This is a genomic window from Rhizobium sp. BK650, assembly GCF_014195325.1.
GTDB lineage: Bacteria > Pseudomonadota > Alphaproteobacteria > Rhizobiales > Rhizobiaceae > Rhizobium.
Genome location: NZ_JACIBK010000003.1, coordinates 1 through 14617, shown reverse-complemented (window position 1 = coordinate 14617; position 14617 = coordinate 1). Strand labels below are relative to the sequence as shown.

Below are 14617 nucleotides of genomic sequence, written 5' to 3'. Positions count from 1 at the left end.
TTGACTTTTGAGCCCTGCTTGGCCAAAGGGGAAAAAGATGCGGGGGTATCTGGAATGTCGGGGTGGAAGTCTTTTCTGAGCGCAAGTACATCTCTTGCGATCACGTTATTTCTGTTTGCATTTCCGGTTGCGGCCGAGCCGCTGCAGCGCCCGACGCCGGTTGCAGGCTCCGTCATCGCCCGCAAGACCGGCGAGGAAGTGCGCTTCGTCGATGTCACCAACTGGCGCGTCGTCGATCTCAATCAGGACCTCCTGGATGGAGACGTGCTGCGCACCAACGCCACCGGCCAGCTCGCCATCCTCTTTTCCGATCACACGCAGATCCGCCTCGGCCGCAATTCCGCGCTGCAGGTTAAGAAGATGTCGGCGACCGGCGACACGATCCTCAACCTTCAGTCCGGCACCATCTGGGCGCGCGCCCAGCGCGGCGGCCAGGGCCTGACGGTCGAAACCCCCGCCGCCGCAGCCGCCATCCGCGGCACGGACTGGACCATGACCGTCGAAGGCGCCAAGACCTCGATGATCGTGCTCGAAGGCCGGGTGTCGCTCACCAACCCGCAGGGCAGCGTCGACGTCAACGAAGGCGAAGGCGCTGTCGCCACCATCGGCCAGGCGCCGCACAAGATCATCAGCGTCAATCCTGACGATCGTCAGCAGATGCTCTTCTATCTGGACCTGCGCGACGGTTTGAGCGTGCCGACTTCGCCGTTGCGGGCCGACCGCATGGCGAGCGAACGCCGCCGGCTGCTGGCGCTGCCGCCGGAACGTCGCACGACCGAAGACTGGCTGGAACTCGCCGAAGTGCAGAGCGCCTTCGACGGACGCCAGGCTGCGGCAGCAACCTTGAAGAATATCCGCGGCCGCAAGCTGACGGTCGCCCAGCAGGCGCGCGTCGACCTCCTCGACGCTACCATCGCCGGCTCCGAAAAGCGCTATGGCGATGCCGCTAAGCTCTTCCAGAAGGCCCTGCCGCATCTCGACCCGACACGCCGCAACATGGCGCAATATGGCGGCTATATCGCCCGCTCGCTCGCTGACCCCTCCCATGTCGAATCGCCACCGGCCACCACAACCGGCCCCTATGGCGCGTTTATGCAGGCCTATACGGCAGGCTTCTTGGAAAACCCACGTGCAGCGATCGACGTCCTCCGGAAGGCGGAACGGCGCTACCCTGACGATCCGACCCTGCCGGCGGTCCGCGCCTCGTTCTCGCAGCTCATTGACGACCGCGAGCAGATGAAGGAAGCGATAGAACGCTCGTTGGCGCTCGACCCGGATCATCCGATGGCGCTCGCCGCCCGCGCCGAGTACAAGGCAGCCTATGAAAGTGATATCAACGGCGCGCTTGCCGACCTGAACCGCGCCATCGAGCTTGCCCCCGGCGCATCGGGCACGCTGAATTCGCTTGGCATTCTGCAGAGCTCGCGCGATGCCAATGACGAAGCGGAAGAAGCCTTCAAGAAGGCGATCGCGCTCGATCCGCAAGATCCGGTAGCGCATGCCAATCTCGCCATCCTCTACCTCGACCAGGGGCGCATGAAGGATGCCAAGCGCGAGATCGACGCGGCGCTCGCCGCCGAGCCGGACTTCTACCTCGCCCTTCTCGCCCGCGGCCGCTACTATCTGCAGACCGGCGAGCGCGACAAGGCGTTGGAAGACCTGCTCGCCGCCAGCACCGCGAATCCCGCTCATTCCCAATCCCAGTTCATGCTTGCAGCCGCCCATTACGAAAAGGGCGACCGGGTTCCTGCCGAACAGGCACTCGACAACGCCAATCGTCTCGACGAGAACGATCCCATCATCTCGTCCTTCCGCACCGCCATCGATATTGACGACTACAATGCCGATGGCGCGATCGCCAACGCGCAGGAATTCCTGCGCCGCTCGCGCGCCCGCGGCGGCGATTTCAGTGGGCTCGGCGCCAATGCGAGCGCCGGCTCGACATTGAACGACGCCTTCCGCCTGCAGGGACTGGATGCCTGGGGCCGCTATTATGGCGATGCCGTCTTCGATCCCTTTAACGGCACCGGTTACATCGACCAGTCGATCAAGGGCAGCATCTTTCCGTTCGTCAACGCAACGAGCTTCAGCGACGACAGCGTCAGCCAGTATCGCCTCAATTCATCAGCCTACTCATCCTTCATCCAGGGCCTGCTGCTCTCGCCCCACATGCTCTCCGGCCGTTCACGCTCGGCATCGCTGTTCGACGTGCCCTTCATCGAAGGCGCGCTCGGCGGCGGCATCAACAGCGTCGACGGCCATACGCGCCGCACCGGCGAAGCTGAAATCCAGGGCTATTCAAATGCCACCATTCCAATGAGCTTCCGCGCCGATCTGAGCTGGGAAGAACTGGCGCTGGACGGCGACTACCGCGATTTCGGTGGGTTCGCGCTGGACAGAAAACTGCTAACGGGCAATGCTTATCTGACGGCCACGCTGACGCCGGATGACCGTATCGTCAGCTTCATCAACCATGGCAAAAGCTACGGGCCGCTGAATGCTCTGACGACAAGCACGGCATTCACCGACCGCCTGAATGAAGAATTCTTTCTGCCCGTCTTCGGCGGTTTAATTGTAATACCGACGTTGGATCTACCCCTCTATCAAAACAGATATGATGAGGGTGAGACGACGATCGGTGGTATCGGCTGGAGCCACACTTTCGGGTATCGGAATGTGCTCAATACCGCCCTCCTCTATTCCGAAGGCAAAGCGAAAACCGTTTTCGATCAGACGTTTGATGTCTCCGAGGTGACCGGCGCTCCCCCTCCAGATCTTCTCCCGTTCATGGAAACGAGCTTGGAGAGCGCGTCCAAAACCTACATAGCAGCGATCAGCCATAGCATCGGCGATGACACGCTGACCTGGCGATACGGTATCGAAGGCGGATGGACCGACAGCAGCGACAAGACAACGATTCATCTGGATACCCTTTTGCCGGGCTTCGTCGACGAGCGGACATTTGGCCCGGACGACGAGAGCAGCCGCGTCAATATCGGCCGCGCCTATATCGACCTCCTTCACGAGATCACGCCTGATCTGAAGGGTGAATACGCATTGTTCGCGACGCGCCTGGAAGGCGACGGTACGGATGTCAGCCGGCTTGAACCGCGTTTCGGCCTTGCCTGGCAGCCCGTGCAAAATCAGTGGCTGCGCGCCGCCTTCATGCGCCAGGGTCTCGAACCGGGCGTACCATCATTGGCGCCGGTCGGCATCCTCGGCCTGCAGGCCAACCAGTTCTCGGTAGGAGCAGAGGGTTACGCGGATACTGTTGCCTTGCAATGGGATGCCGAATGGACGGACCGCTTCTTCACATCAGTCGAATATCAGCATCAGGAACTGCACGATTTCTCGATCGGTCTGCCAATCACTGGCCTCGCAATCGTCGACAGCCAGACTTACGGGCGCGGCACCATCGATCGCGCTGCCGTTACGGCCAACGTTGCTCTGGGGGCCGGCTTCGGCCTCTCGGCCACCTATGCCTATATGGATTCCGAAAACGAGGATCCGACGACCTTCAATTACCACGGCGACCTGCCTTTCATTCCGCAAAACTCCGGCCAGATCGCGCTGACCTGGGTCAATGAAGCCAAGGTGAAAGCCACTGTTGCTGCAAACTATATCGGCGAGCGCTCCGGCGATCTGGTCGGCACGAAGCTCGATGATTACTGGAGCCTGGACGCCCATCTCATCTGGGAACCCTTCGACAAGCGCATCGCGCTCGAGGCTGCCGCCTACAATCTGCTCGACGAAGATTTTGAGGTTCTGCCTGGCACTCCCGGCTGGGGTCGCGCCTTCAAGGGCAGCCTGAAGATCCGCTTCTGATGATGGCGCGCCCGGCCGCCCTGCAACGCCTTCAGGCAGAGCGGTCGCCAGAACCGCGCCTTGAGGCTGGTCGCCCGCCCGGCTGGCCCTTTTCCAGCCGCGGCATCCGTCTTCTCGTTCTGGCGCTGGTCACGCTGGTGACGATCTCGCTGCTCTCGCGCCTGCCCGCCTGGACGCTGACGGAGCTGCGCACCTTCGACTATCTCTCCACCATCGACGACCCGACCCCGCCCGATGGCGGGCCGATCATCGTGGCAATCGATGAGCCCTCACTTGCCGATATCAATGCGCAATGGCCCTGGCCGCGCAGCCTGCATGCCGAACTCGTCAAGCAGCTACGCGCTGCAGGCGCAAAGGCGATCGCCCTCGATATCATCATGGCCGAACCCTCGACGCCGGAGAACGACCAGGCGATAGCGGCTGCCGTCGGCCCGGATGTCGTGCTCGCCGGCGACGAAACGCTGATCCAGACGCCGCAGGCCGCTCAGCTGCTGCGCACGACGCCGCTGCCGCAGATGACCGAGGCAGGCGCGCGCACCGGCATCGCCTCCATCACGCTGAATGGCGACGGCGTCTTCCGCAATGTTCCGTCCTATGAGGACGGCTTCGCCATGGAGCTTGCGAAGGCCGCGGGCATCCAGGCGCCACATCTGCCGGCAGGCTCCCTCATCCAGTCCTTCGGCCCGGCCCGCAGCTATCCGACCGTTTCCTACTATCAGGCGCTCGATCCGAAGAATTTCCTGCCGCCCGATACGTTCAAGGATCGCGTCGTCCTCGTCGGCCTCAGCCTGCAGAACGCCCCCGAGATCGACAAGGGCGGCGTCGATGCCTATGCCACGCCCTATACCGTCCACACCGGCAAGCTGATTTCCGGCGTCGAGGTGCAGGCCACGATCTACGACAACATCGTCCACGGCCTGGCGATTTCCGAAGCCGGCCTGCCTGTTGTCGCGATCTGCATTCTCATTGCGGTCGCGCTCGCAGCAGCCACCGTCTGGAAAGCCACGAACTGGCGCACGCTGGTCGCAACCGCCGCTGCCGTTCTCGCCTTTGCGGCGGCAAGTTATGCCGGCATCCGCTTTACCCATGTCTTCGTCTCGCCGCTCGGCCCGACCGTCGCCTTCGTCGCCGTCGCCTTCGGACAGGCCGCTTTCGATTATGCGCAGGAGCGGCATCAGAAGCGCCAGATCACCCGCGCCTTCGCCCAATATATCTCACCCGATCTCGTCAAGCGCCTCTCCAACGATCCTTCCCAGCTGAAGCTCGGCGGCGAACGGCGCACGCTGACGGTCCTGTTTTCGGATGTGCGCGGCTTCACCACCATCGCCGAGACGATGAAGGACGATCCGGAGCAGCTGACGACGCTGATCAACCGCCTGCTGACGCCGCTTTCGGATGTCGTCATGGATCACGGCGGCACGATCGACAAATATATGGGCGATTGCATCATGGCCTTCTGGAATGCGCCGCTCGACGACCCCGACCATGCGCTGCGTGCGGTCAAGGCCTCGATCGCCATGCAGGATGCGATCGGCACGCTGAACCGCGAGCTGGAGCGGGAAGCCGCCGCCACCGGCCGCACGCTGCATGTGCTGAAGATGGGCGTCGGCATCAATACCGGCGAATGCATCGTCGGCAATATGGGCTCCACCCGCCGCTTCGACTATTCCTGCCTCGGCGACAGTGTCAACCTCGCCTCGCGCCTGGAAGGCGCCTCGAAGAATTATGGCGTCGCCCTGCTTCTCGGCGAGGAAACCGCCCGCCTTGTCGCCGACCGCTACGCCGTGGTCGAGCTCGACCGCATCATCGTCAAGGGCCGCACAGTGCCCTCGCCGATCTTCACCGTGCTCTACGGCGCCCATCGCGATGCCCTGCCGGAGCATAATGCCTTCCTCGAAGCCAAATATGCGGGCCGGCTCACCATGGCAGATCCGGCTTTCGAAACCCTGCCGAAAGCGATCCCCGAACTCTCGGCCTATTATGCGCTGGTGCGCGGCGGTCTCGCACAGGACTGACCCGGCCCCCACCGCACTTTCCCCCGGCGGCTTTTTGCGTCTAGGATGTCAGCTGACTCTTTAGACAGTCCATTCGTCCGATCGCAATTTCGAAACAGCCAAGAAGCATCGCCATGTCTCTCCCCGCCACCGTCATTCCCTTGCCCCAGCCCGTCCTCCTGCCCGTCGAAGGCAGCGCAGAAAGCTTCCCTGTCCGCCGCGTCTATTGCGTCGGCCGCAACTATGCCGACCACGCCATCGAAATGGGCCATGACCCGAACCGCGAGCCGCCCTTCTTCTTCCAGAAGAATGCCGACAATCTATTCGCCGGCAAGGATTTCCCCTATCCGCCGCTGTCCAATGACGTACATTTCGAGGTCGAATGCGTGCTGACGCTGAAGGCCGGCGGCGCTGTCATTCCCGCCGAAAAGGCGCTCGACTGCATCTATGGCTATGGCGTCGGCATCGATTTCACCCGCCGCGACCTGCAGGCCGAAGCCAAGAAGCTCGGCCGCCCGTGGGAGCTCGCCAAGGCCTTCGAACATTCCGCGCCGGTCTCGCCCATCGTCCCGGCAAGCCGCATCGGCCATCCCGCCGCCGGCCGCGTCTGGCTGGAGGTGAATGGCGTCAAAAAGCAGGATGGCGACTTAAACCAGATGATCTGGAAAGTGCCGGAAATCATTGCAGAGCTTTCGAAACTCTTCGTTCTCGCACCCGGCGATGTCATTATGACCGGCACGCCATCAGGTGTCGCCGCCATCAACAGGGGCGACAGCATCTCCTGCGGCGTCGACGGCGTGGCAACGCTGTCGCTCAAAGTGGTGTGAGGAGGAAAAATGGCGATTTATGCGCTCGGCGATGTAAGACCGAAACTGCCTCAATCAGGCACATTCTGGATCGCCCCCGACGCGCATGTGATCGGCGATGTCGAGCTCGCCGAAGAGGTCGGCATCTGGTTCGGTGCCGTGCTGCGTGGCGACAACGAACCGATCTCGATCGGCAAGACAACCAACCTGCAGGAAGGCGTCATGGTCCATACCGACCCCGGCTTCCCGACCACCGTGGGCGAAAATTGCACCTTCGGCCACCACGCCATCATCCACGGCTGCACGATCGGCAACAACTCGCTCATCGGCATGGGCGCCACCATCCTGAACGGCGCCAAGATCGGCCACAATTGCCTCGTCGGCGCCAATGCGCTCGTCACCGAAGGCAAGGAATTCCCCGACAACTCCCTGATCGTAGGCGCGCCTGCAAAGGCGATCCGCACGCTGGACGAGGCGGCAGCTGCGAAGATCACCCAGTCGGCGAGGAAGTATGTGGGTAACTGGCAGCGCTTTGCGCGGGATCTCAAGCGGATTGATTAGCATGGCTTCTGCCGGATATGGCAAAGCAGCATTGATGCGTCGGCGCAATCCGTCGGACGAGCAACGCTCGGACTGCCCGAGACTGCCGGGGACGCTCATTGGTATGCGCAGAACATCTGGCATCCGCAAGCCGACGCTGGCATAAATGAGCTTCATCGAGGGAAGCATCATGATGCAGAAGAACGCGCCGGACTTCAGCCTTGCGGGCAAGGTGACTTTGGTGACGGGAGCGAGCCGTGGCATCGGTCGAGCTTGCGCACTTGCCTGTGCCGCAGCAGGCTCCGATATTGTTTTGGGGGTCCGTGATGTCGCAGCCTCGGCGGGCCTCGTTGCCGAAATCGAGGGCGCGGGACGAAAAGTTCTCCCTATCGAACTGGACATTCCCAACAAGGCCCATATCGCACAAGCCGTCGATGCGGCGATTGCCACGTTCGGTCGGATCGACATCCTCATCAACAACGTCGGCGTAGCCCCGGGCAATCTCGCGGAACTCGTTGAGGAGAAGGACCTTGACGAGATACTCGATGTCAACATCAAGGGCACCTTTCTGATGACGCAGGCAGTGGGCCGTCACATGATCAAGCGAAATGGAGGCCGGATCATCAACATCAGTTCACAGGCCGGTACCGTGGCACTGCGTGGCGAGGCAATCTATTGCATGAGCAAGGCGGCAATCAATCACCTCACGCGCTGCCTCGCAGCCGAATGGGCACGCTACGACATCACCGTAAATACCGTATCGCCGACGTTCATTCACACCGACGGTACAGCGCCTTTTCTATCCGATGCCGACAATCGCAAAGCGACCCTCGATCACATTCCACTCGGTCGAATCGGTGAAACCGATGATGTGGTGGGTGCCGTAGTCTTCCTTGCATCGCCGGCTGCGAGCCTCATCACCGGCGCGAACCTGCTGGTGGACGGTGGGTGGTCCGTCGCCTGAGGCCGAGACGCCAGCGGCACTTTCCTCCGCAACTTGACGCGGCTCCCACGATTCACGGCCTAGTTTGCATCCTCAATATCAAAGCGGACGATCGTGTAGCCCTCGATGCGCCGCAGCCTTGTCCTTCAGCCATGACTTTGCCCCTACAGCAGCCGGCCATTCAGACCGAATAGCCTCTGGATCACCTCGATTGACTGCCGACTACCGGATCAGCTTGCGCCGATCGGGGGTGGACCGACCATTGCCGAGAAGACAAGCGGCGAACTCTGGCACGCATCTCCTCTGCCAGCGCTTTCGAAGGATGCGAAAAACGCCGGCATCGGCCAGCCTTTTCCTAGTGCTGATCTTCTGAAGCCCAGACGCCCTCAGGTGTTCAAGCCGCCATCCACATTGAGAATGGCGCCTGTGATGTTCCTTGCAGCCGGACTTGCGAGGAAGGCTACGGCAGCCGCCACATCCTGCGGCTCGCCGTAGCGGCCGAGCGGTATCAGCGCGCGCTGGAAGTCGGCAAATTCCCCATCGGCCGGGTTCATGTCCGTATTGGTTGATCCCGGCTGGATCAGGTTGACGGTAACATCCCGAGGTCCGAGTTCGCGAGCGAGACCGCGCGTGAAAGACTGCAGTGCGGATTTCGTCATGTAATACACCGTGCCGGTGTCGCCGACGATGCGTTCGGCGCCAGCCGAGCCGATATTGATGACGCGGCCTCCCGCTTGCAGATGGGGAATGGCGGCCTGCGCGGCGAGCACCGGCGAGCGCACGTTGACATCAAGCAGCGCATCGATTTGCGCGACGCTGAACCCGGCAATCGTATCGTAAAGCGCGATGGCGGCATTGTTGACGAGAATGTCCAGGCCGCCAAGCGCGCGAGCCGCCTCCTCCACCGAGCGCTTCACGGCCGCTGGATCGGCGCTGTCGGCCTGGATTGCAAATCCCCGCCTGCCCTTGCTCTCGATAGCGCGAACGACCTCGGCGGCGCGATCGGCTGAGCGTTCATAGGTAATGGCGACATTGGCGCCCTTTGCAGCGAGCGCCACCGCAATGGCGGCACCGATCCCACGTGACGCGCCCGTCACGAGAGCACGTTTCCCAGCGAGTTCAGTCATCAAGCGTCCCTTTCTGTGTTGATCGACACAGAATTACTTGGCGACGACGAAGGCGCCCGTCAAGAATATTATATCGATCGATACAAAATATTTTCGCACCGTTGCCGAGGCGCGCTGGCGGGTTTAAACAGTAACCGATGCAGAAATCCGACCAGACGCCGCCAGCCCAGCATACGACCACCAACGAAATGACAGCCGCACGCACCCGCGGGCGTCCGCGCGCCTTCGACCGGGAAGCTGCGCTTGCGAAGGCGACCCGCCTGTTCTGGGAAAAGGGTTTCGAGGCGACGTCGATTACAGACCTTACCGAGGCGATGGGTATCGGATCGCCAAGCCTCTACGCCGCCTTCGGCTCGAAGGAGGCGCTCTATGCCGAGGCATTGAACTATTACCAAGAGACCAATGAAACGCTTGTCTGGGCTGGCTTTCGCGCCGCCCCTACGGCACGCGAAGCCGTCAAAGCGTTCCTCATGGACTCCGCGGCGGTCTTGACCGGCTCCGTCGTCGATATCCCCCTCGGCTGCATGGTGGTCCTCTCCTCGGTCGGCAGCGAGGGTCATGCCGAACTCGGCGAACTCGTGCGGACCGCCCGCGCCGTCACGCTAGACCTTTTGAAACTGCGCCTGACGCAGGCGGTATCGGCGGGCGAAATTCCACCCTCGACCGACATTCACGGCCTCGCCCGTTTCGTGCAGACCGTCCAGAACGGCATGTCGATCCTCGCCCGCGATGGAGCAAGCCGCAGCGAACTGGAATCCGTCGCCGAAGTCTCGATGCTCGGATGGGACGCCCGCACGCAAGGACGATCATAGCGGGACGATCGGCATGAGCCGGCGTCGGATGACCGCTCTTCCCTGTTAACCCGCCCTCGCCGATGTCGAAGCGGATGATCCTGTCGCCCTCCATGCGGAAGACTGTAGTGTCTCCCGCGCCGCGCTGACCTTATGCGGCCGGCTCCACCTTCCGAGCAAACGGCACCCACAACAGCGCACACCCCGTCAGCACCGCAACCACCATCCACGCCTCGTTGAGCGCCTGGACGGTTGCGGCCGTTTGCACAAGCGGGTCGAGCAGCGCCGTCATATCCGCATCGAACTCCCCCTGATGCCCCGCAATCGCCTGCAGCGGCGCGCCGACGAAAGCGGCAATATCGACATCCCCCGCCTTCAGCCGATCCCATATCCCCTGGCCGAGCGGGTCCGAGCGGGTGTAGATGACCGTGTCGATCAGCGCGATGCCGATCGCGCCGCCGAGATTGCGCATGAGGTTGAACAGACCACTGGCGTCTGGAATGCGCTCCGGCGGCAGGGTGCCGAGGGCAAGGCGCGTCGGCGGCAGCAGGCAGAACATGATGGCGCTGCCGCGCACAATCTGCGGCCAGAACATCGCATCGTAATCTGTCTGCGGATCCTGAAAGGCGCTCATGCCGATGCCTGTTGCAAAGAGCGCAAAGCCGGCGGCAGAGAGCCATCGCGCATCCGTGCGCTTTTCGAGAGCCACCGCAATCGGCGCGGTGACGAGTTGGGCAATGCCCGTCACCAGCATCGTCATGCCGATTTCAAGCGCATTGTGCCCGCGCACGAAAGCGAGAAAGACGGGCATGAGATAGACGGAGCCGAAAAGGCCGATGCCGAGAATGAAGCTCAGCGCCGAGCCGGCCAGAAAATTCCTGTTGCCGAAATTGTTGAATTCGACCACCGGCATTGCTCTGCGCAGCGTCCGCCACGCAAACACGCATCCCGAGATCAGGAACAACCCGAGCAGGCCGGCGACAGTGAGCGAGGTCCAGCCGCTCGTCGGCGCCTCCTTCAGGCCGATTTCCAATGCGGCAAGGCTCACCGCCATCAGCAGCAGCGAGACGATATCCAGATGCCGGAGCTCGGAGAGGTTGACGCTCTCCCGGGGAAGCGAGCGCATGGCGACAAGCGCGGCCAGAATGCCAGGGATGATATTGATCAGGAACAGCCAGTGCCACGAATAGGTCTCCGTCAGCCAGCCGCCGACAACCGGCCCGATGGTCGGCGCAAGCACGGCGAGAACGCCGGCAATCGTCGTGGCAAGCGCCTGCCGCTTATCCGGAAACAGGATGAAGACGGCCGAAAAGACCGAGGGGATCAGCGTGCCACCGGAAAAGCCCTGGACGACGCGCCAGGCAACGAGCTCGCCAAAACTGCCGCTCGCAGCACAGCCCGCCGAAGCGGTCACGAACAGCAGGAGCGAGGCGACGAACAGCCAGCGCATCGTCAGAAACCGCGTCAGGAAACCCGTCAGCGGTATCGCCACCACCTCGGCGATCAGATAGGCGGTCTGCACCCAGCTCATCTGATCCGGATGAATGTCGAGCGCCGATTGGATGGTCGGAAGCGAGGTGGCGACGACCTGGACGTCCAGGATCGCCATGAACATGCCGAGGCACATCGCAAGAAAGCCGATCCATCTACGCTGTGGCGCAACTTCTCGCGAAACGGGTTCAGACCGGTCGGACATGGAATGGTCCTGCAAAAGCGCCGTTCTGAGACGCGGCCGGGATGGCCGGGATCGACGCATGGCAGGCGACAATAGCAGGGCATGGCGCAGCCTGCCAAAACACAATGGCAGGAGAGGCCCAGGAGCAATCACCTGTTGTCGATGAGAAATTCAGCGATCAGCCGCGTTGCCACGGCCGCATGCGTTTCCAGCAGGAAATGTCCGCCATCGAGAATATGCGCTTCCGTTCTCGGCAGCGCCTCCATCCAGGACAGGATTTCCCTGAGGTCGAAAAAAGGGTCGTGCCGTCCCCAGACCATCAGCGAAGCCGGCTGGTGGCACGCCAGATAATCGGCGATCGCACCAAATTTCGAAACATAGTTCCCGTAATCCGCAATCAGGGCGCGCTGCGTCTCTATGCGCCCCGGCAACTGCATCACGCGCCAATCCTCTTCCCAGCGGTCCGATTGAATTTGGCAGGCGATATCGTCGGGAACGCCAGCCACATATTGAGCGCGAATGCCCTCGAAAGTCAGGTGCGCGGTGGCCTCGGCTTCGTTTTCCCGCGAGGGGTTACGCCAGAAAGCCTGCGTAGCTGCCCAGGCTGGCCCCTGCCCGGTCGCATGGGCATTGGCATTCTGGATAACGAGGCCGAGAACAGCTTCCGGCGCTCGCATGGCGATCTCAAAGCCGACAGGCGCACCAAAATCGTGAAGATAGACATAGCGCGGGCCGATGCCGAGATGCTCCAGCAGCAGGGAAATCATTTCGGCGAAGGTCCCGAAGGATGGTGCCGGCAAGACGTCGGATTCGCCGAAGCCCGGCAAATCGGGCGCGATCACCTGCGCCACCCCGGCCAGGCCGGGGATGATATCCCGGAAAGTCCGCGACGAGCTCGGAAAGCCATGAAGCAGCAATATCGGCGGCTTCGATGCCTCACCCGCCGTCACGAAAGACATCACTCTGCCGGTGGGAAGGCGAAACTGCTGGCGTTCGGGTGATCGCATTGCAGGCTCCCTCATCGTCGCATCGTCAAAGGGAAATGCGCGCCGGTCCCCAGAGTTCCTGTTTCCTGCATCCGGCCGCCGTCTCGTGGCGCAAGACCGTCCAGCAGGAAGTCCAGGCCCTTCCTGAATGTGCCGTCCCAATCATCGTCGAGAAGCAGACGCGAGCGCTCGATTGTCGGGTAGTGCTCGGTGAGACCGGTCAGGCGCTGCTGAGCCGCGGCCCGGTTTTCGACCGAGAATCGAAGCTCGCCCGTGTGACGGTGGCGCCGATCACGTAATTCCAGAGCGACCATATCGCGACATTCAAATCCGCATCCGCCACACCAGCCGCAGACAGGATGCTGCTTAACCGTTCCAGACGTCCGATGATGTTAGGCCCAAGCGCCCGGTGCGGTAAAAGCGAAGCCGACCAGGAATGGCGCAGCATGCCGACGCGCCAGTGCGGCCAGGACAGCGCCGGCGCCTCTCGCCTGATTTCGCTGCCCAGGTGAAACAGGCCTATGCCAATCTCGCGTGGCCCTTAAGGCGCTCGGCGCGAGGCCAGATCAGGTCGCTAAACTCACCGTCTACGTCGTCGATCATGACATGTCGAAGCTCGAGCTGCTCACCCGGAACGTCAAGGAAATGTTCGACGAGACCCTGCCGGCGCAGACGCTCGTCCCCGTTCCCAAGCTTGCAATCGACCCGATGCTCTTCGAGGTCGAAGCTGTCGTCATTCTGGATTGATGGCGGCGAAGGGGTCCAGCGCCGCCGTCATTGTGATCTCGCCGCCACAGCCCGGGCGTTCACCCCAAGATACAGGGGTGAGAAATATCGAAGATTCCGACATCTCGCCTCTTGCAATCCGCCCTGCCACACATCATATCGCGGCTTCACCTGAAAACGAACTTGCGCTTGGTATCGACGTTGGTCGAGCCGCGTTCGAGCTTCACAGGACAAGGGCGCTCCCCGCAAGGGTCGAGCGCCCTTTTGATTCAAGCATGGTCAGGCATAAGCCGTGCCCGCCATGGCAGCCGTCACGCCCACGCTTCCCTGATCGACGAGCGCGAGAAAGGCGGCCTTCGCCTTGTCCGTATCGCGGCTTTCCCGAAAGATCCTGTGCGCCTCGATGAAGGCGACGCTCCAGCCCGCGAGCAGCATGGCGGCCGCAAGTTTGGCGGAGGGATCGCCGGCCTCCTGCCCTGCACTTTCGGCAAGCGAGACAGCCAGTTCCTCCGCGATCTCGTCGCGGATCGCGCGCGCCCTCGCCTTCAGCGTTTCGCTGTTCTCCACCGTCTCGATGAAACCCTGGCTCGCCGTGGAAAATAGCAAATAAGGCGCCTGCTGCCTGACGAGCTGATGCGCGAGCAGCCGCAAGGTTTCGATGGGAGAGACGCTGCCATCGCGTTGCCGCAAGGCTTCGCGCAGGGTCTCGCGCGCCTCCTCGTCGCGATCGAAGAACATGTCTTCCTTGCGCGGGAAATGGTTGAAGACCGTCATTCGCCCGACATCGGCAGCCGCGGCGATCTCATCGACCGTTACATTCTCGAAGCCCCGCTCGAAAAACAGCCGGTCGGCGGCATGCGATATGGCGCGGCGTGTCGCGAGGCGCTTGCGGGATCTTCGATCTGAGGGTGTTTCGTCTGATGGCGTCGTCATGCTCCTCCCATAACAGGATTCATGTACTGAGTACACCGATGTTGACAGGCAGCGACCGGCAGGCTAATACTGTACTCAGTACATATTAATATGCAGTACATCTATCGCCGAATGAACGCGGAGCCGGGCCGCCTGCCCGGCGCCGCGAGCGGCCGGACCTTGCCTGCATCTGCCGAAAGGAGGTGGCATGAAAGAGGCCACGCCCGTTGAGAGAAGGGATCAGTGAGATGTATTCGATGATCCAGGGACAGTCACACTTCCAGCCTTTCGG

General features: G+C 62.1%; 10 protein-coding genes and 2 pseudogenes. 7 read left to right on the top strand and 5 right to left on the bottom strand.

Annotated elements, in window-relative coordinates; all coding sequences use genetic code 11:
• Positions 1-54: 54 nt before the first annotated feature.
• The 5 genes from FHX15_RS08170 to FHX15_RS08150 all read left to right on the top strand — a co-directional run bounded on the left by FHX15_RS08170 (position 55) and on the right by FHX15_RS08150 (position 8129).
• Complete coding sequence (locus tag FHX15_RS08170) at positions 55-3825, top strand: FecR domain-containing protein (protein ID WP_184395385.1); 3771 nt, start codon at positions 55-57, stop codon at positions 3823-3825.
• Positions 3825-5840, top strand: coding sequence for an adenylate/guanylate cyclase domain-containing protein (locus tag FHX15_RS08165; protein WP_210290634.1), 2016 nt, complete (start codon positions 3825-3827; stop codon positions 5838-5840). Before FHX15_RS08170 ends, FHX15_RS08165 begins: the two co-directional genes overlap by 1 nt.
• Before the next feature lie 113 nt (positions 5841-5953).
• Positions 5954-6646, top strand: coding sequence for a fumarylacetoacetate hydrolase family protein (locus FHX15_RS08160; RefSeq protein WP_184395384.1), 693 nt, complete (start codon positions 5954-5956; stop codon positions 6644-6646).
• A gap of 9 nt (positions 6647-6655) precedes the next feature.
• Complete coding sequence (locus FHX15_RS08155; protein ID WP_184395383.1) at positions 6656-7186, top strand: gamma carbonic anhydrase family protein; 531 nt, start codon at positions 6656-6658, stop codon at positions 7184-7186.
• Between the two features lie 172 nt (positions 7187-7358).
• Positions 7359-8129 carry an SDR family NAD(P)-dependent oxidoreductase gene (locus tag FHX15_RS08150; protein ID WP_184397073.1) on the top strand — a complete coding sequence of 257 codons (771 nt, stop codon included), beginning with the start codon at positions 7359-7361 and terminating at the stop codon, positions 8127-8129.
• A gap of 365 nt (positions 8130-8494) precedes the next feature.
• Here the strand turns inward: FHX15_RS08150 and FHX15_RS08145 are convergent, their stop codons facing one another.
• Positions 8495-9235 (bottom strand): SDR family NAD(P)-dependent oxidoreductase, encoded by a 741-nt coding sequence (locus FHX15_RS08145; protein ID WP_184395382.1) that lies wholly within the window; start codon positions 9233-9235, stop codon positions 8495-8497.
• Positions 9236-9372: 137 nt separating this feature from the next.
• Here FHX15_RS08145 and FHX15_RS08140 point away from each other — a divergent pair, with 137 nt between their 5' ends.
• On the top strand, positions 9373-10047 hold the full coding sequence (locus tag FHX15_RS08140) for a TetR/AcrR family transcriptional regulator (protein WP_184395381.1): 675 nt from the start codon (positions 9373-9375) through the stop codon (positions 10045-10047).
• Between the two features lie 130 nt (positions 10048-10177).
• Here the strand turns inward: FHX15_RS08140 and FHX15_RS08135 are convergent, their stop codons facing one another.
• The 3 genes and pseudogenes from FHX15_RS08135 to FHX15_RS08125 form a co-directional block, all read right to left on the bottom strand.
• Complete coding sequence (locus FHX15_RS08135; protein ID WP_184395380.1) at positions 10178-11722, bottom strand: DHA2 family efflux MFS transporter permease subunit; 1545 nt, start codon at positions 11720-11722, stop codon at positions 10178-10180.
• Between the two features lie 128 nt (positions 11723-11850).
• Complete coding sequence (locus FHX15_RS08130; protein ID WP_184395379.1) at positions 11851-12708, bottom strand: alpha/beta fold hydrolase; 858 nt, start codon at positions 12706-12708, stop codon at positions 11851-11853.
• A gap of 11 nt (positions 12709-12719) precedes the next feature.
• Positions 12720-13147: pseudogene (locus FHX15_RS08125) on the bottom strand (TetR/AcrR family transcriptional regulator C-terminal domain-containing protein); the annotation flags it as partial.
• On the opposite strand from FHX15_RS08125, the pseudogene FHX15_RS08120 reads away from it, so the two are divergent.
• A pseudogene (locus FHX15_RS08120) lies at positions 13146-13434 on the top strand (RidA family protein); the annotation flags it as partial. The pseudogenes FHX15_RS08125 and FHX15_RS08120 overlap by 2 nt on opposite strands.
• A 258-nt stretch (positions 13435-13692) precedes the next feature.
• Here FHX15_RS08120 and FHX15_RS08115 read toward each other — a convergent pair.
• A complete protein-coding gene (locus tag FHX15_RS08115) occupies positions 13693-14346 on the bottom strand; it encodes a TetR/AcrR family transcriptional regulator (RefSeq protein ID WP_184395378.1) in 654 nt (217 codons plus the stop codon).
• Positions 14347-14617: the final 271 nt, after the last annotated feature.